This window comes from Fontibacter flavus (genome assembly GCF_042432905.1).
In the GTDB taxonomy this organism is placed as follows: Bacteria; Bacteroidota; Bacteroidia; order Cytophagales; family Cyclobacteriaceae; genus Fontibacter; species Fontibacter flavus.
On record NZ_JBHLWI010000050.1, the window covers coordinates 1 to 23953 of the forward strand.

General features: G+C 37.1%; 28 protein-coding genes. 17 read left to right on the forward strand and 11 right to left on the reverse strand.

Annotation, left to right across the window (positions count from 1 at the left end):
- Positions 1-137: 137 nt before the first annotated feature.
- Positions 138-806 carry a cytochrome c biogenesis CcdA family protein gene (locus ACFFIP_RS16795; RefSeq protein WP_382388886.1) on the reverse strand — a complete coding sequence of 223 codons (669 nt, stop codon included), beginning with the start codon at positions 804-806 and terminating at the stop codon, positions 138-140.
- 1 nt (position 807) lies between these two features.
- Entirely contained in the window at positions 808-1323 is a 516-nt protein-coding gene (locus ACFFIP_RS16800; protein ID WP_382388887.1) for a peroxiredoxin family protein, read from the reverse strand.
- A 289-nt stretch (positions 1324-1612) separates the two neighbouring features.
- On the opposite strand from ACFFIP_RS16800, the gene ACFFIP_RS16805 reads away from it, so the two are divergent.
- Complete coding sequence (locus tag ACFFIP_RS16805) at positions 1613-2128, forward strand: DinB family protein (protein ID WP_382388889.1); 516 nt, start codon at positions 1613-1615, stop codon at positions 2126-2128.
- Positions 2129-2371: 243 nt separating this feature from the next.
- Here the strand turns inward: ACFFIP_RS16805 and ACFFIP_RS16810 are convergent, their stop codons facing one another.
- Positions 2372-3115, reverse strand: a complete 744-nt coding sequence (locus tag ACFFIP_RS16810) for a flavodoxin family protein (RefSeq protein ID WP_382388890.1) — start codon at positions 3113-3115, stop codon at positions 2372-2374.
- Between the two features lie 19 nt (positions 3116-3134).
- Entirely contained in the window at positions 3135-4340 is a 1206-nt protein-coding gene (locus ACFFIP_RS16815) for a bifunctional alpha/beta hydrolase/OsmC family protein (protein WP_382388892.1), read from the reverse strand.
- A 199-nt stretch (positions 4341-4539) separates the two neighbouring features.
- Here ACFFIP_RS16815 and ACFFIP_RS16820 point away from each other — a divergent pair, with 199 nt between their 5' ends.
- The 3 genes from ACFFIP_RS16820 (at position 4540) to ACFFIP_RS16830 (ending at position 6235) form a co-directional block, all read left to right on the forward strand.
- Entirely contained in the window at positions 4540-5085 is a 546-nt protein-coding gene (locus tag ACFFIP_RS16820; RefSeq protein WP_382388893.1) for a carboxymuconolactone decarboxylase family protein, read from the forward strand.
- A 62-nt stretch (positions 5086-5147) separates the two neighbouring features.
- The gene (locus ACFFIP_RS16825; protein ID WP_382388894.1) at positions 5148-5381 is read left to right on the forward strand and encodes a hypothetical protein; all 234 of its coding nucleotides are present in this window, start codon (positions 5148-5150) and stop codon (positions 5379-5381) included.
- Positions 5381-6235 (forward strand): helix-turn-helix domain-containing protein, encoded by an 855-nt coding sequence (locus ACFFIP_RS16830; RefSeq protein WP_382388895.1) that lies wholly within the window; start codon positions 5381-5383, stop codon positions 6233-6235. Before ACFFIP_RS16825 ends, ACFFIP_RS16830 begins: the two co-directional genes overlap by 1 nt.
- Positions 6236-6334: 99 nt before the next feature.
- Here ACFFIP_RS16830 and ACFFIP_RS16835 read toward each other — a convergent pair whose 3' ends face one another.
- From ACFFIP_RS16835 to ACFFIP_RS16845, 3 genes are read right to left on the reverse strand one after another with little or no spacing between them, the layout of a single operon-like run.
- Complete coding sequence (locus ACFFIP_RS16835; protein ID WP_382388896.1) at positions 6335-6544, reverse strand: GDCCVxC domain-containing (seleno)protein; 210 nt, start codon at positions 6542-6544, stop codon at positions 6335-6337.
- Between the two features lie 2 nt (positions 6545-6546).
- The gene (gene merTP, locus ACFFIP_RS16840; RefSeq protein WP_382388897.1) at positions 6547-7152 is read right to left on the reverse strand and encodes a mercuric transport protein MerTP; all 606 of its coding nucleotides are present in this window, start codon (positions 7150-7152) and stop codon (positions 6547-6549) included.
- Complete coding sequence (locus tag ACFFIP_RS16845) at positions 7149-7526, reverse strand: ArsR/SmtB family transcription factor (RefSeq protein WP_382388899.1); 378 nt, start codon at positions 7524-7526, stop codon at positions 7149-7151. Before ACFFIP_RS16845 ends, merTP begins: the two co-directional genes overlap by 4 nt.
- 146 nt (positions 7527-7672) lie before the next feature.
- On the opposite strand from ACFFIP_RS16845, the gene ACFFIP_RS16850 reads away from it, so the two are divergent.
- The 3 genes from ACFFIP_RS16850 (at position 7673) to ACFFIP_RS16860 (ending at position 9345) form a co-directional block, all read left to right on the forward strand.
- Positions 7673-8215 (forward strand): hypothetical protein, encoded by a 543-nt coding sequence (locus ACFFIP_RS16850; protein WP_382388900.1) that lies wholly within the window; start codon positions 7673-7675, stop codon positions 8213-8215.
- Between the two features lie 11 nt (positions 8216-8226).
- Entirely contained in the window at positions 8227-8790 is a 564-nt protein-coding gene (locus ACFFIP_RS16855; RefSeq protein ID WP_382388901.1) for a peroxidase-related enzyme, read from the forward strand.
- A 105-nt stretch (positions 8791-8895) separates the two neighbouring features.
- Positions 8896-9345 (forward strand): hypothetical protein, encoded by a 450-nt coding sequence (locus ACFFIP_RS16860; RefSeq protein WP_382388902.1) that lies wholly within the window; start codon positions 8896-8898, stop codon positions 9343-9345.
- 53 nt (positions 9346-9398) lie between these two features.
- Here the strand turns inward: ACFFIP_RS16860 and ACFFIP_RS16865 are convergent, their stop codons facing one another.
- Entirely contained in the window at positions 9399-10085 is a 687-nt protein-coding gene (locus tag ACFFIP_RS16865; protein WP_382388903.1) for a Crp/Fnr family transcriptional regulator, read from the reverse strand.
- Between the two features lie 138 nt (positions 10086-10223).
- On the opposite strand from ACFFIP_RS16865, the gene ACFFIP_RS16870 reads away from it, so the two are divergent.
- From ACFFIP_RS16870 to ACFFIP_RS16910, 9 genes are all read left to right on the forward strand, one after another.
- Positions 10224-10802: a sigma-70 family RNA polymerase sigma factor gene (locus ACFFIP_RS16870; protein WP_382388904.1), complete on the forward strand. Its 579-nt coding sequence runs from the start codon at positions 10224-10226 to the stop codon at positions 10800-10802.
- 6 nt (positions 10803-10808) lie between these two features.
- Positions 10809-11063, forward strand: a complete 255-nt coding sequence (locus tag ACFFIP_RS16875; protein WP_382388905.1) for a hypothetical protein — start codon at positions 10809-10811, stop codon at positions 11061-11063.
- A gap of 76 nt (positions 11064-11139) precedes the next feature.
- Positions 11140-11619: an OB-fold protein gene (locus ACFFIP_RS16880; protein WP_382388906.1), complete on the forward strand. Its 480-nt coding sequence runs from the start codon at positions 11140-11142 to the stop codon at positions 11617-11619.
- A 44-nt stretch (positions 11620-11663) separates the two neighbouring features.
- Positions 11664-12287: a peroxiredoxin-like family protein gene (locus ACFFIP_RS16885; RefSeq protein ID WP_382388908.1), complete on the forward strand. Its 624-nt coding sequence runs from the start codon at positions 11664-11666 to the stop codon at positions 12285-12287.
- Positions 12287-12793 carry a DUF4833 domain-containing protein gene (locus ACFFIP_RS16890; protein ID WP_382388909.1) on the forward strand — a complete coding sequence of 169 codons (507 nt, stop codon included), beginning with the start codon at positions 12287-12289 and terminating at the stop codon, positions 12791-12793. Before ACFFIP_RS16885 ends, ACFFIP_RS16890 begins: the two co-directional genes overlap by 1 nt.
- 2 nt (positions 12794-12795) lie before the next feature.
- Positions 12796-13305, forward strand: a complete 510-nt coding sequence (locus ACFFIP_RS16895; RefSeq protein WP_382388910.1) for a DinB family protein — start codon at positions 12796-12798, stop codon at positions 13303-13305.
- A gap of 5 nt (positions 13306-13310) precedes the next feature.
- Positions 13311-14042 (forward strand): NRDE family protein, encoded by a 732-nt coding sequence (locus tag ACFFIP_RS16900; protein WP_382388912.1) that lies wholly within the window; start codon positions 13311-13313, stop codon positions 14040-14042.
- Between the two features lie 176 nt (positions 14043-14218).
- Positions 14219-15304: a DUF2652 domain-containing protein gene (locus tag ACFFIP_RS16905; RefSeq protein WP_382388913.1), complete on the forward strand. Its 1086-nt coding sequence runs from the start codon at positions 14219-14221 to the stop codon at positions 15302-15304.
- 218 nt (positions 15305-15522) lie between these two features.
- Positions 15523-16242: a lipid A-modifier LpxR family protein gene (locus ACFFIP_RS16910; RefSeq protein ID WP_382388941.1), complete on the forward strand. Its 720-nt coding sequence runs from the start codon at positions 15523-15525 to the stop codon at positions 16240-16242.
- Between the two features lie 183 nt (positions 16243-16425).
- Here the strand turns inward: ACFFIP_RS16910 and ppk1 are convergent, their stop codons facing one another.
- Both ppk1 and ACFFIP_RS16920 read right to left on the reverse strand, forming a co-directional pair.
- Positions 16426-18471 carry a polyphosphate kinase 1 gene (ppk1, locus tag ACFFIP_RS16915; protein WP_382388914.1) on the reverse strand — a complete coding sequence of 682 codons (2046 nt, stop codon included), beginning with the start codon at positions 18469-18471 and terminating at the stop codon, positions 16426-16428.
- Positions 18472-18474: 3 nt separating this feature from the next.
- Positions 18475-22128: a BamA/TamA family outer membrane protein gene (locus tag ACFFIP_RS16920; protein WP_382388915.1), complete on the reverse strand. Its 3654-nt coding sequence runs from the start codon at positions 22126-22128 to the stop codon at positions 18475-18477.
- A 130-nt stretch (positions 22129-22258) separates the two neighbouring features.
- Between ACFFIP_RS16920 and ACFFIP_RS16925 the strand changes: the two genes are divergently transcribed.
- Positions 22259-23446: a Pycsar system effector family protein gene (locus tag ACFFIP_RS16925; RefSeq protein ID WP_382388916.1), complete on the forward strand. Its 1188-nt coding sequence runs from the start codon at positions 22259-22261 to the stop codon at positions 23444-23446.
- On the opposite strand, the gene ACFFIP_RS16930 is transcribed toward ACFFIP_RS16925, so the two are convergent.
- A complete protein-coding gene (locus tag ACFFIP_RS16930; protein WP_382388917.1) occupies positions 23447-23947 on the reverse strand; it encodes a rhodanese-like domain-containing protein in 501 nt (166 codons plus the stop codon).
- Positions 23948-23953: the final 6 nt, after the last annotated feature.

Genomic DNA, 23953 nt, shown 5'->3' on the forward strand with positions numbered 1-23953 from the left:
CTTTCTTACTGTAAAGACGTTCTTTCAAACGTTCACTCATCTTAGGATCATTTAATAAGTCATCAATTGTCTTTTTCTTGTTCATATTGTGTAAAGTTAGCAGACACACTTAAATGAACAGTCTCTATACGAATTACTCAAAACAAAATAAGCTGATAGTATATCACATAAAATCCAGCCAAGATTAAAACAACACCAGCAATACGCTCCATATAAGGGAGAATTTTTCTTAAATACCTTTGCAACACATTTTGAGCGAAAGTGGCTAATACTATTGCCAAAATCATCATAACTGCAAATCCCACAAAGTATGCCACTAAGTAACTCGTCCCCAATAAAACATTTTCGGCTGCTATAGCTTGGGTGGCAACAACCAAAAACAATGGAAATAGACATCCAAGCGCTCCAATAGCATAAGCTATTCCAAAGAAGAAAGCTTCTGAGCTTTCTCTTTTCGTAGAGGGTTCACTGAAGTTAAGATTTAAAGAAATACTTTTTCCAAACACCATCAGTAGGCCAAGAATCACCAATAATCCTCCCATTCCCACTGTAATAAATTTCATGTTTTCTTTCAGCAATTGACTTGCTAAAATGATAAGCGTCCCAGCTAAAGCATAGACCAGCAAGATTCCTGAAATACTGAATACTGCTAATTTTAGACCTCTTAGTAATTTTGTTATCAAATTGCTCTCAAGTCCTGAGTTCCGGGATATATAAGTCATTATATATCCCGGAAGCAGGGCCACGGCACAAGGTGCCAAAAATGCCATAATTCCCTGAAGGAATGAAAATGCAACAAAATCCATTCTATGCCTCGATCAGAGATTGGAAAACTTTTCGGAACTCGTCTGCTGTCATTACAGCCCGTTCCATAAATTGAATATTGCCATTTTTATCTATACCTACGGTAGTGGCCTGGGCCTTGGCTCCAAGTTTGACCATCAATTCCGGATTTCCGGGAGCTACAGGAAAAGTTAAATTTTTCTCTTTTACCAGTTTTTTCATGACCGTGGCATCATCAGTAGGATCAATACTTACCGCGACGAAATTAAGTTTATCCTTGAATTCAGGATATACTTCTGAAAGACTAGGCCAGTTTTTGGCACACATGGGACACCAGGAAGCTGTAAGGTAAACTACTGTCGGCTTTCCCTCTTTTATTGATTTTTTTAAACTTACCTCTTGTCCATCAATGGTTTGGACTTCAAAATCCGGGACTTTTTCAAGATTAATTTCAATTTCATTTTCCGAAATAGAAGGTGTTGAATAAACCGAAAGAAAAACAAGCGAAATTGATGTTAGAAATGTTAAGAATAATTTCATGGTTAATTAATGTTTAAATATTGATAATAATTGATACATAGAAGGACTTTGTAGACCTCTTTTCTTTATTAGTCGAAGAATTCTAGTAAACCTGACAAACTTTTGGAGATTTTTATAAAAAAAGTTAATCTCACGCTGATTTTCGGATATGGGCTATTAATCCTCTTGGCAATTAGCAAAAGTCTAAGTTTTTGCAAAAAATCAGATGAACTTTCCCAAAATTTCGAATTCTAATCTTTGTTTTTCTAACTTTAACAGCGTTAAAACTCCGCACTACAAACTATCATATATGAAAAACACAATATGCCTCTTATTGATATCATTCTTTTATTTTCCGCTTATGGCCCAAAATTATTTTACTACCCAATACCCTCAAGTTTGGGAAAGAGCCTCCGCATATACGCTCGCTGTGGCCGAGGCTATGCCAGAAGAAAATTATGGTTTCAAGCCTGAAAAAGATGCAATGACCTTTGGCGGCCAGCTGCTCCATATTGTGGACAATATTAGCTTCCTCACCAGGCTTATTTCCGGAGAGTCCAAATCTTTTTATGATCGAAGCACAGCTGGAGCACTCAGCAAAGAACAGATCCTGGAAATTCTGAAAAATGCCAATGCCTATGTCGGACAGATTATCATGGATATTTCCAATGATAATTTGAATGCACCGATTGAGTTTCGCAATCTGGAGATGACTAGGGAGAATATTTTTTATTTGCTGAGGGATCATCAGGTACATCATCGTGGACAGTGCATTATCTACCTCAGGATGGAGGGAGTCAATGCTCCTCCTTATGTGGGTTGGTAGAAAGACGACTTTGAAAAAATGAAGATTTACAAGCATCATCCTAATAATAGCATATTCTTTTTATACCAATGATGGATTTAAAGGGTACGTCACTCTGACGTAAAGAGGGGACTCTTTCGCTTGAGCATGGGAGATCCTTCAATCCCGCAAGCTCCGGCTAAGGATGACGTGCACCAACTGTCATTCCCTTTCTGTAAATGTTAAATTTTAAATACTCGGAATGAATATGGATCAGTATTGATTCTATCTGTACTCGGGATTGGGATGGTCATGGTCACTTTTGTCCCACTCAGAGCGAATATTGCCAAAAGCCGGAATCCCGTCTTTTAACAATCTTGCCAAATGCATCAAGTTCCAGGTCATAAAGGTGGTGTTGCGGGTGGTAAAATCATTTTCAAGACCTCCACTGTTTTCATCCAGATAGCTTGGTCCCGGGCCTGCTTCACCGATCCAGCCTGCATCAGCCTGCGGTGGTATGGTATATCCTAAATGTTGGAGGCTATACAAAATATTCATCGAGCAGTGTTTGATACCGTCTTCATTTCCAGTTACCAGACAGCCACCTGCCTTTCCATAATAGGCATATTGACCTGCTTTATTAAGATTGCCCGAAAACCCGTAAAGTCTTTCAATTACTTTGGTGGCGATGGAAGATTTTTCTCCCAACCAAATAGGAGTACCGATCACTAGGATATTTGCCTCCATTACTTTGTCCTGAATGGACGGCCAATCATCCTTTTCCCAACCGTGTTCGGTCATATCAGGATATACACCATAAGCGATTTCATGGTCTACTGCTCTTATAATTTTTGTTTTTACCCCATTGGCTTCCATGATGGTCTGCGACATGGCCATCAGTCCTTCAGTATGGGAAAGTGATGGGGATTTTTTTAAGGTACAATTTATAAAAACAGCTTTGAGGTCTGAGAAATCATAGGGGTTATCCTTATTCCATTTTTTCTGAATACTATTGAGATTGAATTTCATGGTCATTTTGTTTTTTTGATTAAAAAGAAGTTTCTACGATTATTTCTTCATGTAAGGTCCTGTGAACCGGGCATTTGTCAGCTATTTCCAATAATTTGATTTTCATTTCGTCTGTAAGATCTCCAGTAATTTGAAGTTTGCGAGAAAACCTGCTCACTTTAGCCCCCTGCCTGTCTGGATTCTGGCTATCTTCTTTGTGTACCTTGTCATGATTCAGGTATACGAGGATCTCTCCGAGCTTCCAACTCTTTCTTTCTGCATACATTTTCAGTGTCATGACTGTACAGGCACCCAATGCAGCCATCAAAAGATCATAGGGTGTGGGACCCAAATTTTCACCACCAACTGACTTGGGTTCATCCGCCAATAGGTGATGATAAGGTGTCAGGATTTCGGAGGTATAACTTTCACCAAAAAGCCTGACTTTTACCTGATGCCCGTCCGTATCGTATTCTTTTATTTCAGCAGGTAAGTATTTTTTTACCCAGCTACTGATCAATTCTCCGGCATAGCGGCTTTCTTTTTCTTCTGATAATAAATGGTCTGCTCGATCTAAGCTGATAAAACTTTTGGGATGGTGGGCATATTGATATAGCTCAGCGGCATTGGAAATATCTACGATTTGATCTTGCGGGGAATGCATAATCAACACTGCCTTCCTAAGTTTACCCAGTATATCGGAGAGACTTTTGGATTCCAGATCTTCTACAAACTCTCTACTGATATGAAAAGGTCTACCTCCAATGTTTACCTTTGCTTTCCCTTCCTTTTTGATTTTTTCCAAATCTGATTCAAAAAGATGCTGAACATGCCTGGGTTCGGATGGCGTGCCAATGGTGACGAGTGCTTGTACTGAATTCAATGCTTCAGCGGCAAAAACCACTGCAGCCCCTCCCAGAGAATGGCCGATCAATAGCTTAGGAGCTTGGTAATTTTCCTCCAAAAAATTTGCGGCTGCTATCAGGTCAGATACATTGGAGGAAAATCCTGTCTCTTCAAATGCTCCTTCTGAATTTCCTAATCCCGTAAAATCAAAGCTGAGCACTGCTATACCACATTGGGAAAGCGTATCACTGATATTGCTTACAGCCTTAAAATTCTTGGAACACGTAAAGCAATGGGCAAAGAGTGCATAAAATCTTGGAGGAGAATCTAAAGGAAGGTAAAGCTTCCCGGAAAGTGAATAGCCATTTTGATTATAAAAATTAACCCTTTCTATTTTCATATTACACGAATTTATGTGAAAGTAAATCTTTCTGACGCGGCATTATGTCGCCCTGGTGACAAGGTAAGCAATAGAATTTCCGTAGTTTTCAAATTATATGAAGATAAAGGAAGAATTGACATATAGAAGGGATTTATTCACCTTTTCCCAAAGTCAATCTCTCACCAATTTTGTATCATCAATAAAACAAAAAAATATTATGACTACACAATCAAAAAGATTTGAAGTACCCACATTGGAAAATGTATCAGAAAAAAACCGTGGCATCTTAACTGCGATCAAGGATAAAGTGGGAATGGTTCCCAATATATATGCGACCTATGCATTGTCTGATAACGCGTTGGAGCGATACACCACTTTTGCCAATGGCAAAACGAGTTTCAACAACAAAGAGAAAGAGGTCATCAACCTGATTGTTTCTCAAGTAAATGGATGTTCTTATTGTCAGGCAGCCCATACTGCTATTGGAAAAATGAACGGGTTTACCGACGAGCAGATTATTGATCTGAGAAAAGGTTCTGCTCCATTTGATGCCAAGTTTGATGCTTTGGTAAAAACAGCCAAAGCAATAGCAGAGAACAAAGGAAAAGTAAATGATGAAACTTTGGACGATTTCTTTGAAGCTGGATATACCAAAGCGCATTTTGTGGATCTAATAGTAAATGTGGGAGAAAAAACCATTACAAACTTTCTCCACAACGCCACAGAAATCCCTGTGGATTTCCCTGAGGCCCCTCAATTGTAATCATCTGCATTTAATAAAACAAAAAAAGCCTTTTCCTTCGGGATAGGCTTTTTGTTTGCTCCATGAAAAAACTGCTTTATTTATGCTTGAAAGGCTTCGGCGTCACTGCACCCATTACTTTGATTCTGGTACTGATGAATATGGAATATGTCCCATTGGATTGGAGGCTCCAATGGATAAAATCTTGGTTTGTTGCGGGAACTTTAGCTACCTTGATTACCGGATATATTCAACCAACTATTAGACTTAAATTTGATTCTTTAAAGACTAAGGAAAACCAAAAAGAAACCCAATAATGGATTACTTCTACTCTGAAAAAAAAATTGGAGCAAGCTTTATTCTTGTTTCCGGCGATTCAATTCTAGAAAAGCTGAATGGTTCTTCAAGATTTCTGAAGTTTTTTTGGAACAGAGGTCTGGGAAATGTCAGCATACAAATCAATCATCTCCCTGTAGATTTAATGCCCAATCAAATTGCATGTACGACCTACAATCAGGAAGTCGGTATTTCAAACGGATCTCAGGATTTGGTTGCGCTTTTCTTCAATCGGGAGTTTTATTGCATTCATACCTTTGACCAGGAGGTCTCCTGCAATGGGCTTCTCTTTTTTGGTTCTGACTTCACCCCTATTCTTCAGCTCGATGCTGATGAAACAGAAAAACTAAACACTTTGATACATGTGTTGCAACAGGAATTTATCATACATGATACCAATCAGGAAGAAATGCTTAGAATTTTGCTTAAAAGATTTATCATCAGACTTACCCGACTAGCCAGAAAACAGTTACTGAAAAGCACAGAAAAACAGGAAGATATTGATTTGGTAAGGTCATTCAACGTTTTGGTTGAGGAACATTTTAAGGAAAAAAAATCCGTATCAGAGTATGCAGAGCTGTTATTTAAATCTCCCAAAACCCTTTCAAATGTTTTTTCGAAAGTAAGCAAAAAATCTCCCTTACAGGTGATTCACGAAAGAATAGCCACCGAAGCTAAGCGACTATTGATTTACACTGATTTACCGATTAAGTCTATAGGTTACGAGTTAGGTTATGAAGAATATGCACAGTTCAGTAAGTTTTTTAAAAAAACTACTGGTATCAGTCCTGCGGAATTCAGGGAGAGTTCTTATTCTAATTCCTTGCTACCCTAATATATTTTTTTTCAGAAGAAATCAATTTTAATGTAATTGTTTGTCCTGTTCAGAATTACTTTTCAAACTGAATTATTACAAATTTTAATGCTTAAAATTTCATTGGCAGCAATTTCCCTCTTTTTGAACTGGAGGACATTTGACACTGCCATAGCTACAAAACACACAGCAATCCCCCTGCTTTGGTTTCATCAGCTCTCCACAGTTTTGACATTCGTAAAAGTACTGGCACGAGTCCTCTGGCATGGTTTCAGTTTCCTTAAACCCACATTTTGGGCAAGTGATTTTGGATTTCAGTTGAATTTCCATTTTTACTTTGTTTTGGTGATTGTATAACCTGTTCCATTGATAGCAGTTTCAATTTCAGCTAAACTTACTTTGGATTGGTCAAATTCTACTTTGGCAGTCCCTTCTTCATAAATTGCAACTACCTTAACAATGCCTGGTAATTTGTTCACGTGATTTTCTACGTGCGAAGCACAACCACTGCAAGTCATTCCTTTTACATCAAAAGTTACCGTTTGGATGTTAGCGGCATTGACGATTATTACTTCCTTGTTGTTGTTTGTAGGATAGAAAATGTGTGCATAATGTGGAAATGAAAGCATCAAGGCTGCAAATACGGTAACACTTCCCAAAAATGTTTTGGTCTGCATAATGGGTTCCTTGTCATTTTCTTCACAGTCACACTTGATTACTTCTGCTGTTCGGGGTTTGAGTTTTTGGTACCAAGCAAAGCCTAATACCAAAAAGGTAATACAGATAAGATAAGGTCTTGCCGGTTCCATCCAAGAAAATGTAGATGCCACTCCTGAGGCTCCTGAAATAAAAGCCAATACAGGTGTAATGCAGCAAAGTGATGCCGCTACTGCCGAAAGCACTCCGGCTCCGACAAAACTATTGGTCTCCTTATTCATACTGTTTCCATTTTTTTATTAATTATGATGTGTTTAAAAAATGGAAGAAGTAAAGAAAGATGCGCTTGTTTCAAAGAGTAGAAAATGGTTTGTCCTTCTCTTCTACCTTTAATGACGTTTCCGTCTTTGAGTTTTCTTAGGTGCTGGGAAATGGCAGGGATACTCATTTCGAGAATATCGGAAAGATCACAGGGACAAAGCTCATTTTCTTTTTCTATCAAGAACAAAATTTTTAACCTTACTTCGTTTCCAGCCAATGCTAAAAGTCCACTCAATTGACTGAAGGACTGATTATTGACTTGAATTTCCTTTCTACAGTTTTCGATTTGAACACTGTCCGCAAACGCTCTGATACAGGTTTGATTGTTTTCCATGGCATGTTGTTAATGTTTGAACACATAGCTAAATTTAAACAACCTTATTAATTAAGCAAATTCTTAAATAAGGTATCTTTTCTTTTGTCCTTTATGCGACATTACCGAAATTTATTATCGGATACTTTTAAATAAACTTTAAAATATTGAAAATCAGCATCATCATTCCTTCCCAAAACAACAGTACTTACTTAGCCAATCTTTTGCCTTACTTGAAATCAAACACAAACAGGCAGCAATTGGAAGAAATACTCATAGTAGAAGAATTGGAAACCAGACAATTGGTCAAGTTGGCAGAAAAATCCCATGCCAAGTTGTATATATTTAAAAATAGCGACACTAATCTTAAAGCAGAAGCTGGCGCATTCTTGGCAAAGGGTGAAATTCTTTATTTTATAAAACCGGGACATTTCCCGCCAAGGGATTTTGCTTCAAGGATAATTTGTGCAGTGGAATTGAGAATAAAGCTTGGCTCTCTATACCATCCTTTGATTGCAAAACTGTGCAATTATATCCAATTGCCATGGATAGATCGAATGGTCATTTTTTTCTCTCCAATTTCAAATCTCTTTATTCTGAACCGGCTATTTCACCAAAATGGGGGATTGAAATATAATGGTAGGGCTTCCTCACTTCAGGAATTTTTGAATAAAAAAGAATTTCGATCTACTTTAGGTATTATTCAATAAAACCCAGACAAATGGCCAGAATCCATGTAATCCAGGAGGAGGAAGCAGAAGGAATGCTTCAGAAAGTGTATCAAGACTTGATACAAAGCAGGGGCAAGTTAGCTGAAGTACACAAAATACAGTCTTTGAACCCCAAAACGATCATCAGCCATATGCAACTCTACATGGATATCATGTATGGACAATCCCCTCTCAAACGTTGGCAAAGGGAAATGATAGCGGTGGTAGTATCTGTAACCAATCAATGTGCGTATTGTACCCAACACCACGCTGAGGCTTTGCATATCTTCTGGAAAGATGTAGATAAGATGAACGAATTGATAGATAATAAAAATGTCTCAAGCCTTGAGCCAATCAATCAGTTATGGAATAAACTTGCCAAAACCATTACCGCTACTCCTTCATCTCCTGAGATAGGTGAAACCATCGAAAAACTGAAAAATCTCGGTCTTGATGACAGAAGCATCCTTGATGCTACGCTCGTCATTGCCTATTTCAATTTTGTAAACCGTATCATCCTTGGTCTTGGGGTGGAATTAGAAGCTGATGGGGGGAAAGGCTATAAATATGAATAAATAATAATGGAATTTGGGAAGAATTGACATATACCAGGGAATCATGGCCATTTAGGACGGAGACTTTTTCCATCACTTTTGTACCATAATAAAAACGCAAAAACTATGGAAGCAAAAAAAATTGATTGGAAAAAAGCAATTCTAGCGGGCATTGCAGGAACTATTTTATTTGACCTGATGGGACTTGTTGCCATGGGTACTTGGTGGGACATTCCAGCACTCTTGGGAGAAAAAACTGGACTTGGACTAGCTTATGGAGTATTTGGACATTTTTCCAATGGGATCCTGCTGGCTGTGTTATATGCAGGTATAGCACCTTCCTTATTTGGCCCCAATTGGTTGAGACCATTTATCTTCATTACTGCACAGACCATCGCCCTGGTTTGGTTCTTTATGTTCCCTTTGGTTGGTGCCGGGGTTGCAGGCTTAAATGTCGGGCCTGATATGGCTATCGGTTCTCTAGTGAGGCACTGGCTATATGTTGTTCCTTTTATTTTCCTGATCAACCCTACTTTTCAAACCAAAGAATCTACTTCGAAAACAGCGGTTGCTTAATGAAAACTAAGTTCAATCCTGGCAGGTTGCATTAACCTGTCAGGTATTATTTCTTATTTTTTCAATGCCTCCTGATCTTTGATATAGATCCTTCTACGGTCATATTTGATCGTTCCTTCTTTTTCCAAATCAGAAAATACGGAGGTGACCGTTTGCCTGCTAGTGGCAGTGAGTTTGGCAATGTCTTCATGGGTAAGCTTGAGTTCTACTACCTTTTGGTTTTCTTCTCCAGCAATAGATCTTCCCAATTCTTCAGCCATTTCTAGGATAAAGCTTTTAACCCGCTGTTCGGAAGTCTTAAAAACTAAATTCTGCAACCTATTCTGGACTTTTTTAAGTCTAAACCCTATCAGTTTGGTTACCTCAAAATTAAACTTAGGATTCTTGGCCATCATATTTTCGAAATCCTCTATTTTCACTTTACAGATCACGGCATCCTCAGTTACTTCTGCGATTTCCTCTCTTTTTTCCTGTCCAGAAATAGAAAGTTCTCCAAAGACTTCTCCGGGGCCTAAAATCGCCATGATCATTTCTCTTCCATCATGGGAAATCTTTGAGATTTTCACTTTCCCTTTTTTCAAAAGAAAAACACTATTGGCACTATCTTCAGAAAAATAAAGCACCTGTTTTTTTGGAACATCTGACATGATAGCCAAACTATCCATCATCTTGATCTCCTCCGGTTCCAAAACCTGAAGCATGCTGAAATTCTCCAAATACCAGATTTTTGTCTTATCCATTCTAAGTTCAAAATTCGCTTTCACCTGCAATATCTAAATTAATTTGTGAATATCGACTTTTGCACTATTGTCATTTTGACGACAGCCCAAAAATATAAAATGCATTAGTTTCGATTGGATTTTAAAAAACTAGACCATATGACCTCCCAGCAAAATGAAAAACTGAAGACACCAGTAATAGAAAAGTGGGTTAAAGATTATTATAAAGATCTATACATTCGGGCCAGGTTCAAAACAGGTAATTCTGCGCTTGCGGAAGATTTAGTACAAGAGACTTTTTTGTCAGCGTACAGAGGCTATTCCAAATTCAAAGGAGAAAGCTCTCCCAGGACCTGGCTGATGCAGATTCTTCATAACAAAATAGCAGATCATTTCAGAAAAAAATATAAGTCGCCAATTGATACCAAGCTTGCAGATTCTCAATATGAAGTCACAAGTCATTTTGATTCATTTGGTAACTGGGAACCAAATGGATATGAAAAAAACTGGGAATCTCCCCACTTATTGGATAACGAGGATTTTAATCTCCATTTTAGCACCTGTATAGGCCATTTGCCAGATCAATGGTCCGGAATAATTATGGACAAATACATTCGGGGAAAAAAAACTGATTTAATCTGTCAGGAAAATCAAATTAGTACGACTAATTATTGGCAAGTCATTCATAGGGCTAAATTAATGCTCAAAAAGTGCCTTGAAAGATACTTTAAAGAATAGCAATACATGAAAAAAATTCAAAATGCGCTCTTACTATCCTGTATAAAAGTTACTGAACTCCTTGAAAAGAAAAAAGTCATTCCACTAAATATCTTCGAAAATGTAAGGTTGAAAATCCATCTTTCTATGTGCAAAGCCTGTCAATCCTATGTTCATCAATCTGATGCGATGGATGAAATGTTTGAGAAATTGGGAAATAAGTTGGAGGATAATGATATTGAAATTTTCCAAAAAAAACTTACTGAAAAAATAAAAGAATAAAAATAATTTCAAAAGCTCCGTAAGGTTTTTATGAATTTTTCGACTAATCAGAAAACATAATAAACTAAAAAGTCTTATGAAAACCAAAAGAACGATTAAAATACTAGTGATAATAGCTGTAGCAGGTATTATTGTAGCAGGGGTAGTGGGTTTTTACATGTTCAACATGCCACACAGAGATGTACAAACTGCTAAAACAGACATAACTATCAGTTCTTCTTTGCTGACTGAAGAATTTCTTCAAAATCCAAATTCTGCAAATGATAAATATTTGGATGAAGATGGGGATTCTAAAATACTTGAGGTTAGCGGTACTGTTGATAGAATTGAGACAGATTATAATGACAATATCGTAATCCTTTTAAAAGAACCTGGAAATAAAGTTGGAGTAAGTTGTACATTTTTAAGCTCCGTAAAAAGTACCGCGAGTCAAATTAAAGTAGGCCAATCCGTAAAAGTAAAAGGAGTCATCAGATCCGGTGCTTTTTATGACGAAGACTTAAGGATGTATGAAGATGTCATCATGGAAAAATGTGACTTGGTTTCGAAGATTTAAAATGCAATTTGTTTCAATTAAAAAATCCAAAATTAAAAACATTTATGAACAAATTTTTGATGATCATGGCACTGTTTAGTTTTCTGAGCGTCTGGAACCAAGCTCAGGCCCAGACTAAATTCAAAACTGTCAACCAAGCTAAAGGGCTTTCTGTAGGTGAGGTGGCTCCTAAGTTCAATTCCTCTGACCAAGAGAACCGATCATTCAATTTGGAGAACACACTGGAGTCAGGCCCTGTGGTTTTAATATTTTATCGAGGTCAATGGTGTCCTGTTTGTAACAAACATTTGGCAGCCATCGAGCAGGATTTAGATCAAATTTATGCTAAAGGGGCAACAGTAGTGGCAGTTTCTCCTGAAACCTCAGAATTTCTCAAGCAAACCATGAAGAAAACAGGTGCCAGCTTCAAACTATTACATGACGAAGATTATGGAATAGCAGAGGCCTATGATGTAGCCTTTCTTTCTGATGAAGCTTCTCTCAATGCCTACAATGAAAGATTGGGTGCAAATCTACAAGAAGCACATTCAGATGATAGCCAGAGACTTCCTATACCTGCTACCTATATTATTGGACAAGACGGTATAATCAAATGGAGACATTTTGATCCCGATTACAGGAAAAGAGCATCTGTGGAGGATATTGTGGCTGCTTTAAGTGAGTTATAATGAATCTTAAATTGGTTATGCTATTGGCTTTATTGCAAAGCGCCCAATTGGAAGAATATAAAACCGATAAAAATATTCTATTCCAAATTGAAAGAAGTAAAGACCAAGACAAAATTATATACGAAGTCAATTGGGATAAAAATGGGCAAATTAATAGCGAAGAGCCTTTAGTAATTCATTGGATTAGAGCTTCTAATAATAAAAAGGAAGAAAAACTGACTTGGATTCAGAATAAATATGCTTATGGGGTCAAGGTACTCTCTCAAGAAGATGAAAGGGTTGTTTTCCAATTTGTTTCTTATGACAAAAAAAGCTTTACTCTAACAAAAACTCAAAATGGCATCTTTACGGTAACAGGCGAGTTTGATGGAAAGGAGATCGCCATAGAAAGAATATTTATTCAGATAGATGGAGGATCTTTTTGGCTTCCAAAAATAACTAAGATTGACATTTTTGGAACTTGCATTAATTCCGAAAAACAATATATATCAACCATCCGCCCCTAACTATGAAAAATCATTGTATTGAAAATTTACAGGAAATCAGGAAAATATTAGAATATATTCCAGAAAAGGCCTTTGGCACACCACTAAGTGTTTTATCGGATAGTAGTATAGGACAGCATATCCGTCACATACTAGAGCTGTATTTAGCAGTATTTGAATCCTTAAATACAGGTGTCATAAATTATGATAAAAGAAAAAGGAATCCCATAATAGAACAGAATCCTAACGAAGCAATTAATTTACTGGACAAAATAATCGAATTTCTTGCATGGAATAAAAGCGATCAACCGCTTAATCTTGAGGGTAATTTTTCCAGTGGAGAAAGTAAGTCTATTACGATCCCCACTTCTCTTTACAGAGAGCTGGCTTATAATTTAGAACATAGTATTCATCATCAAGCTTTAATTAAAATCGGGTGTATGGAATTGGACTTAAAACATCTCCTTGATGAAAATTTTGGTGTAGCACCTGCTACGGTCCGTTATAGGAAGGAAAAATTGGCCCGATCCTGAATGCCATGTGTACAGTTACCTATATACCAACCTCTGATGGCTTCATCCTCACATCTTCGCGTGATGAAAATCCTGAGAAAGAAACTCTTTCTCCTGCTTTCTATCAATTCGAAGATAAAACCCTTGCTTACCCTAAAGACCTTTCAGGTAAAGGAACATGGATAGCTGTTGACCATCGTGGACATACTTCATGTTTATTGAATGGTGCCATGGAGAAGCACATTAAAAAAGAAAAATACCGAAAAAGTAGAGGCATACTTGTATTAGAAAGCCTCCTTTGCAGAAATTTCAGCGATTTTTATCGAAGTATAGATTTGGAGGGAATAGAACCATTCACAATGGTTATGGTAGAGCCCGGTACTGAGTCTGTTATAAACCCGATTATTTTAAGATGGAATGGGGAAACAAAACACCTTAAAGCACCAAACTCAAAAGAGCCATTTATTTTGTCATCAAGCACTCTTTATAATCTCAAAGCAAAAAAAATAAGACAAAATTGGTTTGATAATTGGATTAATACAAAATCAATATCTCCACAAAGCATTCTGGATTTTCATAATAGAAAACATGGATTAGATCCTGAAATAGATATCTTAATGAAGCTGCCAAATGGAATCGAAACGGTTAGTATCAGCCAAATACATTACCACAATTCCAAAATCGATTTCAAATATTTGGATTTACTTAGAGAGAACTCACATACTTTTACTATAATAAGCAATCCAAGCTCTCCATAAATTCGAGTCCATTGGTATCAAATAAAATTTTTCCTCAAAAGTTTAAAATATGAAACGAAATTAATCCACAGATGCATAAACTTACTGAAATCACTCTATTTAAAATTTTGATATTTGAGGCCAATAAGTCCAACAAAATCAAAACACAATATTTTGGGATTTAAGTACAATGGATCATGAACAGTTTTTATGAAATTCCACAGATCAAAAAAGGGATACTGTTTATTCCAGATATCAGTGGGTTTACCCAATTTGTAACTTCAACTGAAGTTTCTCACAGTCAGCATATAATCTCAGAATTGTTAGAGTTAATAATTTCAGAAGTTGGAAACTTATTTACAGTTTCTGAAATAGAAGGTGACGCAGTATTGTTCTATCGGTTTCAAAATGATTTTGATATAGAAGAAATTATTAAACTTTGTGAGAAAGTTTTTTTAAGCTTCCATTCTTACCTTAAAACATATAGAAGAGATCTTGTTTGTCATTGTGGGGCCTGTACCATGACACATAAATTGGGATTGAAATTCATCATTCACATCGGTGATTTTGGTTTGAATCAAGTAGGGAAGAGAGAGAAGCTTTATGGAAAAGAAGTTATTCTTGCCCACCGTTTGATGAAAAATCCATTAGATCTAAAAGAATATGTTTTGGTTTCTTCATCTTACGATCTTTTTGATATTAAATTACTTACAAGTGCTGATTTAGTCTTGGAAGAGTTCGGGTATGTGTCTTTCGGCTATATGGATCTAACTCCCCTGAAGGATCGAATTCCTGAGCCTTTGCCCATTCAAAGAAATTTTTATCCTGAAGTAAAAAAGTTCGTCTACACGGTAATCCCCGCGATATCATTTCAGGATATTGTTTTGGCAATCACAGAACCAGAGCATAGAAAAGCTTGGATGAAAGGAGTATCCAACATTGAACTCAAAGGTCATAAAATCAACAGAATCAAAAGTAATCATGACTGCGTCATCAATGGCAATACCATTCAGGTAACATTGGAAGACCTAATTCGGGAAGAAAATGAAGTCAAAATTCTTGAGCATGCCTATATGCAATCAATGAAAACTGAAATTATACAGCTATTTACTATAAGAAAAACTGAAAAGGATGAAGTGATTCTAGGAATGGGCACAGTAATAATCGGATCAAAAAATCCCTTTGTAAGGATGTTTAAATCTCTTATTGAGAGGGTAATGGCAGTACAAAATTCAAAAAATATTACTTCTCTTGGCAAATATTTGAAGGTACTGAAATATTAAAACCGAAATTTGGAGAAAAGTCAAATTCATCAACATTGGGGAATCCGAGAGGCTTCAAGAATTGAATGTAAAGTACTTTTGCAAGCAAGAATATTTTCATTTTGACATAACTGAACTGTATTCAAAATTGACATCAACCATAAAAAACTTCTTATAAATTTATCAGGTTCTTAAACAAATCTTCTTTGAATAATCTGAAAATATATATCACTGCGTTTTTGTTACTCTCAAGCAACTCATTTGGCCAAAATGTAGAAAACCTGAAGGGATCAAATTATTATTTTATTCATGATAACGATGTGTTTAGATTTAACAATCCTACGGACCAATATTACTCCTTTGGACTTTTATTGGGGTTCATTCAAACCGCCAAACCTTCATCAAAAGTCAATAAATTATTTTTTTTTCCTGGTTTTAAAAAGGATTACAAACGAGTTACAGGAATGGAATTGGCTTTAAAAGGATACACACCAGATTTTAAAAACAACGAAAGTTTAGAAGAAGTTAGGCCTTTTGCTGGTACTTTAACACTCTCTGGAAATATTACAGAAGTCAATCAAAAAAGAATACTCCAGTACAAAATGCTTTTTGGAGTCAGGGGACCTTGGAGTGGTGCCGAATGGGTGCAGAGTAATTTTCATCAATTTATAGGAAGTCCTGTTTTCTTAGGATGGGAAAATCAACTTCCCAATAAATTTTTATTCCAAGGGGAGGCACTATATGCGAGGGTATGGGACATATCCCCTTATTTGCAGATACTCCCTCAAGGTATAGTTTCTCTCGGAAATTACCTTTCAATGGCTGAACCAAGTCTTATGTTTAAAATAGGAAAATCACTTCCTTTACCAGAATCTATGCTTTTTAAGATGACAGGACTGAGCGGTCATAGACCTCTTGAGTTTTTTTTAACTACAAGATTTTTTGGAAGTGCGATATGAACCGATGCTACACTATCTAAAGAAGGAAATTTGATCAATCAATTAACGGCCATTAACAAAGCGAATATTCAAGCAGGATACGAGTTTCGGGTAAATTTGCGGTATGGCAAGGTAAGTGCCTTTTTTGCACGTCAGCGGCATAGCAGGGAATCCAATTTTAGCACGACACATAGCTATGGGACCTTAGGCATTATATATGGTGTCTGATTGACCCTGAAGAAATTCATAAATTTCCTGTTGGGAATTCAGGAATTTATCCTTTTGATCTAATTTGATCCAACTACCGTTAACCAAAATTCTCGCCTGTGATGTATCTTGGAGTTGAAGTTGCAATAAATGCAACAATTCCCTTTTAAGGACTTGATTATTAATTGGAAATACTATTTCCACCCTTTTATGTAGGTTTCGATTCATCCAATCCGCAGAACCCATATAGACTTTTTCAGATTCTCCATGATAAAAATAAAAAATCCTTCCATGCTCAAGATACCTGTCCACAATCCTCCTTACTTGAATATTTTGATTGCCAGATTCTTTACTCGGCAATAAACAGCAAATTCCCCTAATCAATAGTTTGACCTGGACTCCGGCATTGGCAGCCTCGTAAAGCTTCATAATCATTTCTTGTTCTTCAAGGCCGTTCATTTTCAGAATGATTTCTGCTTTTTTTCCGCTGTTAGCTTGATTTATTTCATAATTTATTAGTTGAATTAATCTCTGCTTCAGGTTAAATGGAGCTATCAAAAGTTCATCAAATTTTACGCTGGCTGCCTTTTTAGCAAAATCTACGTTATTGATTGGGAAATTTTTAAAAACCCTCTTGAGATCCAAAAGGAGTGATTGATCAGATGTCATCAAAATATGATCCGTATAAACCTCTGCGGTATTTTCATTAAAATTCCCTGTGGCCAAAAGTCCTAAATATTTTGAAGCTCCCCTTCCTTTGAACTTAATAAAAGCACATTTAGCATGTACTTTATATGCTGGACTGGAATAAATTAAAGTGATGCCGGCAGATTTCATTTTTTTGGCCCAGTTGATGTTGTTCTTTTCATCAAATCTTGCCTTTAACTCTACCATTACCGTTACCTTTTTTCCATTATGAGCCGCATTTATCAAAGAATTTAAGATTTTTGACTTTTCAGCTACCCTATATATTGTCATAAAAATTTCTGTAACTTCCGGGTGCACTGATGCCTCAGCAAAGAATCTTATTACAGGGGTATAATCATGGTAAGGTGTATGAATCAAGATGTCTTTGTCCTTTAATTGAGGTAAAATCGGAGCTTCATGCTCTATTGGAACAGATACTGCCAACCTTTTTTTGTATTCATCCAAAGTTGTCCCTTTTAAGGAGGGGAAGGTAAACAACTGACTTAAATGATGATATTTCCCGCCTTGCACCGTCAGCGCCTCATCAAGTCCAAAATATTGTATTATTTTTTTCAAAATTTCTGATGGCATGCCTTCCTCAAACAATACACGCGTAGCATCACCCAAATTTCTTCCTGAGATTATCTTTTCCATTTCTTCTGGAATATTTTCCATGAAAATATTCGGAAATGATAGTTCTGCATTTCTGGTCAGTTTGAAGGAAAAGCATTTTTCAATCTTTTTTTCAGGAAACAAGTAATCCAGATTAGCACGGATGATGTCATCTATGAAAATCACATAATCCCGTTTACCGTCATAAAAATTGACCAACCTTTTAGTTTCAAGCGCTGGAATCCTTAATATAACTGATTGTTTTTTACCAAAAAGGCTTTGGAGATTCACGTAGAGATAAAGTCCATTATTTTCAAGCAACAAAGTATCCGAATTGGATCTCAATGGAATAATTTGAATCAATCCAATAAGTTCAGCAAGAAAATATTGCCTGACATCTAAAAGAACGTTTTTGGGAATTTCATGGTCATAAACCCAGGTAACTCCAATCTGTTCAAGTTCTTCCCTTAGTTGTGCAATAATTTGCCCGAATTCTTCAAGCTGCTCTGAAATTATATGTTGGACTTGATGGAAAAGCGTTTGATCCTTTTTCGAAGCCACATTCTGATATTCTGATAGCAATATTGGAATCCTTACTCTGTAAAATTCATCCAGATTAGATGAAAAAATTGCCAAAAATAGAATCCTATTCTTGATCGGAACTGAGGTAGCTGCTGCTTCTTCCAAAACCCTTCCATTGAAACTCAACCAGCTGATATCCCGGTTAATAAATTGTGAGTCCATATGTTAAAATTGATATCCAAACGTAATAGATGGTAAAGTACCCTCACTTCCAAAACTCAGATTACCCAAAATCACAATTCTTTTGAGGGGGGCTATCCATAGTCCAAATCCATAACCTGTATGCCATTTTTGACTGTTTTCATCCTTTAGAAATACCCTACCTACATCATGAAATAAAATCATCCCACTAGACGCAGGGAAGAGGTAAGTCTTCAGACTAATAAAACGTATCCTAAGTTCTGTATTATTGAAGACAGCTGCATCACCGGCAAATCTAAACCTTCTAAACCCTCTCAAATTCACTTTTCCACCAAGGTTCTGAGCCTGAAAAAATTCATAATTGCCAAAATTAACCCCTCCTCCAAAACGTGTCGCCCAGGTAAAACGGCTATTCTCTCTGAATGACCAATACAAAGACAAATCAGAGTTGATCGTGCCATAGCGATTACTGAATTCATTGAGGCCATCCAAAAATTTTGATTCCGCCCAAAATCTAAGTCCACGGGTAGGCATTTGGGCATGGTCAACACGCTCGTAAGTAATTTTGGAGGAAATACCAGCGTATAGCTTTGCTTGGTTGATAAAATCTATGTCCAAGCCACTTAACTCGGGATTATCTATGAACCTACCCTCATTATCTTCGTCATCCAGTCTAGCAAATTCAAGCGCGGGTCCGATTTTAAAATCGGCGTATTTACCTATGGGTTTCCGAATATTTACTGAAGCATTTCCCATGTTGATTCTGGCCCAATAAAATCTATTGTCAAAAATTTCTCTATTGTTGACGGATTCGTTACCAAAACCATAAAAGTTATGGATGTAATTGGGTGCTCTTATATCGGCATGCCAGTCCAGATCCCAATTATGGAATATATCCACAGCATGGGCATCATAGTAGAAATTAAATGCCCCTGTATTGAAAGCCACATTGGCTTTGATCACTTGAGAGATTTTATAGGGATGTTTTCTAAAGCCATGTTTGGTCCAAGCCAATCCACCACCCAGATAAAAACCATCATCCACATTATATTCCAAAGAAGGTACAGGACTTGTATTTTCATATTGAAATGCTTTTCTATCATATTCAAATATATCCTGATCTTTACCTTTCAATACTTTACTACTACCCTTGATAGCTAAATCATCCTCTTGTCCTTCCATCACGTAATACTGAACAATACTCCTCAAACCCTGACTTCGGTCTTCGATCTTATTGGCTTCCATTCCTCCAATAATTCTCACCTTGATACCTTTACCGGAGTCTATGCCGTCAATATAAAATTCATCATTGCCTCCTAAACCATACAGTCTGATTTCTTTAGTTTCACTGGAAAAATATACACGGTCATGGAGCACCTGATCTTTATTCCCACTTTTACTGATTTTTCTGACAAGCAAGTGGACGTTGCCTTCATTTGTAAAGTGGACGTCAAACCTTTCCATCTTGGAACTCCCCGTAATATCTACTTCTTTTGCCAAGAAGCGGTAATATTCCAGTCCTTTTTCCAACATCCACGACCTCCTGTACTTTAATTTGGCGGCTATAGATTGGCCCTGAATATCATAAATTTCTTTAGGTAAAAGGTTCATTGCACTGTCAATCACTTCATCAGTCCATGCATCCTGCAAATCCCTTATGATTTCCTCCCATTTTTCCTGAGACAAGCCATTCAGAAAACTCCTGTCAAAATGTCTACCATTAAACATAAAGCCGTTAACATCGCGGATTTCGTAGTCAAAGCCTTGGAATTTAGGCATAATCCACTTTCTACTTGTTATCCTAGGAAGCAAGCCCTGATTCACAAAAAATGCCTGATCTCTATCCCTTGGAACCGGAAAGAATTCTCTGCCTTTTTTTGTCTCCCTACCGACCCATCTCCATTGGTCCTCGTGTCTGTCCCAGTCTCCTATAAAGAGGTCGAGCATTCTCGCCCTGAGTACATGCTCCTGATTGACAAAATTATCATTATCATCAATTAGCTTAGCGATTGTCTTATCTGTACTATAGATTTTGTAGTCCTCAAAGGGGAGCAATTCGGGAGATACATCTCTGTTTTCAAACAAATAAACATTTTCTCTGAAATCCTCTCTCAAATAACCCAAAGCTGGTTCATCAGGCAGCCATATCATTTCAGGTACGGTATGCCATACCCCTGAGGCAGCTGCTAGTGGGGAAATCACCAAAGCGCCAAATGGATTGGATGCGGAAATCTGATCTTGAACAATCTCTTTGGCGATGGTTTGGCGCAAAATTGAAGGGATGGCTAATTCAGGATATTTTTCAACTGACCTCAAGACATATTCTACTCCGAGTGAATCCCTTACCCGCAATGACCGGGTTTGCATCCCCCCACCTCTTTTAATAATCTCCATTCCCCCTTTCTCTTCATGAATCTTGATCACTGGCATCTGAATTGACGTTTGCCATTCTGTCCTGTAATTTGATCCTAAAATCTTGCGCTGAAGCCTGTTGGCATAATAAAGGTAACTCAGAGGAGTAGTAACCTCTGCTGGATACTCTACAACCACATCTTCATGGCCATGTTCTATCTTCTCCTCAATTTTGATATTCTTTGAAAAAAGAATTTCGTGCTCACCTGATCCATGGAATGTAATGTTCATGGAACTGTCAGAGAGGTAATCTAAAGTCGCAAATCCTTTTGATTCTGAACCAAATTCAAGAGGGTTTCTTTTTCTAAGCCTTGATGTTTTCGCCGCACTGCCTGAAACCACATAGTGAGTTTGATCTACTTGTCTGTACTGTAGGACATGTTCATGTCCGGAAGCTACAATCACACATGGATGATCAGCAAACAGTGGCTCTAACCGAGCGATCATATCTTTGTATACAGGGTGTGCTACATCTTGTATATTTCCAAAAAGGGAGCGGTACATTGGATAGATGGAACCCAAGATCGGAAGTGGCAGCCAAAAATTTGACTTTATATCAGTTAGTGGAAAAAGATGCTGCTTCAGGTCATAGGCTCCATTGTGTTCACCATAAGTATATATTGGATGATGGATAGCCAATAAAATGATTTTATCCTTGTGCTTTTGAAAAATATCTTTTAGAGCAAAAATTACATCGTCTTTGGTCTTATACTCGCAGTCATTGGTTTCTCCTGCTTTTTGATAAGGATGCAACCACCACTGGGAATCTACCAAAACCAAGACGGTCTGTTCATTGAGCATAACCTCTTCAGGTCCTGGACAACCATCCCTGACTGACCAATGGATATTTGGCATTGCAAGGCTGTCCAAGTATGCCTGTTGTCTCAGCACCGCATTAAGGCCTCCCTCTTTCCCTTTTTCCCAATCATGATTACCCGGAATAAACCAGGCACGGTTTTCGGAACCCACTAAGCCTATTTGCAAATCCAGAATTTCCTCTGATACTTCTCTCAAAAAATGACCTTTCTGAGGCATCCCTTTGGGATAGATATTATCTCCTAGGAACAAAAAATCAACTTTTGACCCTGTTGATTTCAGGTTCTCGGTTTGATATTGGATTTTTTTCAAAATGGCTTTGCTATCTTCATTCAATTCCCCTCCATCACCAATCAAAAACACCCTGTGCATAATTTCCTGTGCCTTACTTGAAGAGGAAAAGGTGGAAAGCATTAAAAACACCAAAAAACAAAAGAGTCTTGATTTCATAGTAAAGGGGATAAATACTATCAAATAAAAAGCAAAAAATGAAGATCGATTGTCGCATTGCCTACATATTGCAATATGGAAAGGCTGTAATTTTAAGAGTCTCTTTTGTTCCATTTAAAAAATTAACTACATGGAAAATAGTCCATTAATAAATAGCACCCAAAAATGGGTTTCTGATTATTTTTCTAATCAAAAAACCGGAAAATTTACTTATCACAATATCGAACATACAGAAGAAGTAGTCAAAGCATGCATTTTTTTGGGGAAAGAGAGTCAAATTTCAGAGAAAGACCTAGAATCTCTTCAGATATCAGCTTATTTTCATGATACCGGATGCTGGGAAAATGACGAAGATCTTGATGATCACGAAATGAAGAGCGCGAATATCGCTGCGATATTTTTAATAGAGGTTAATGAATTAGAAAAAATTGAAATAGTCAAAGGTCTGATTATGGCTACCAAAATGCCTCAAAATCCTTCTAATTTACTTCAAAAGTTGATTTGTGATGCAGATCTCCATCATTTTGCCAATTCTGATTTTTTGAAGAGCAGCCTCAATCTTAAAAAAGAACTGGAATCCCTGGGAAAATTTGAAGGCAGTACTTTGCAATGGTTGCAGGATACGCTAAGGATGATGAAACAACATCAATACTTCAGTCCTGCGGCTCAAAAAGCATTTGGTGAAGGGAAAAACCTTAATATTAAGGTGTTAGAGGAAAATATTCAGAACAGAGAAGATAAGAAAATCATCAAAGCTGCTAGAAATGATATGAAAGCATTGAAGAAAAAAATGCCAGACAGAGGTGTGGAAACCATGTTCAGGCTTACTTCCAGTAATCATATACAGCTTTCATCCATTGCAGATAACAAAGCGAACATCTTAATTTCTGTCAATTCTATCATAATTTCCATATTGGTGACAGTTCTTTTCAGAAAGTTTGAGGAATTCCCTCACCTTATTATACCCGGTGTGATTCTCCTAGCCACAAACCTAACTGTAATCATTTATGCCATATTGGCCACTAGACCCAATGTAACGCATGGGAAGATATCAGCAAAAGACATTGAGGACAAAAATACCAATTTGCTTTATTTTGGTAATTTTCACGAGATGGCTTATTCAGATTATGAAACTGGCATGAAAAAAATGATGAAAGACGCAGATTTTCTATACAGTTCAATGATCAAGGATGTTTTTTACCTGGGGAAAGTTTTGGCCAAAAAGTATGAATTGTTGAGAAAGAGCTATACTGTGTTTATGTACGGACTAGTTCTGGCAAGTCTTGCCTTCATGTTTGCATCTCTGATGCAAAATTAATCAGTAAACTTTCTTTCCTTTTTTGACCCACATCCCCCAAGTCTTGTTAAAAGTATGTACTTCATCTGTTACCAAAGATTGGTCTTTTACAATGGGTTTTTCCTCATTGACCCAGTGAAAAATACCTCCATATAGATTATAAACATTCTTATAGCCTGCCTGTTTCAGCCTTTTCCCTATGTCTTGACTTCTTGCTCCTACAGAACAGTACACTACGATCAGGCTATCTTTGGGAATGTGGGAAACATTTTTTAATGTAAATGTATTGTAGCCTACCCATTGGGCGCCTTGGAGATGGCTTATTTCAAACTCTTCTAATTCCCTAGTGTCAAGCAAGATGGCATTTTGAATCAGAACGGAATCAGTATGCTGAACCAATGGAAAATCTTTGTCATAAATGGTATTCAACAAAGCCTTAAAAGCAGCACTCTGGGCCTCGGAATGTAAAGCGATGTTCATCAAAAAGAGCACGAATATCATGTGCTTACAACTTGATTTCATGGTTTC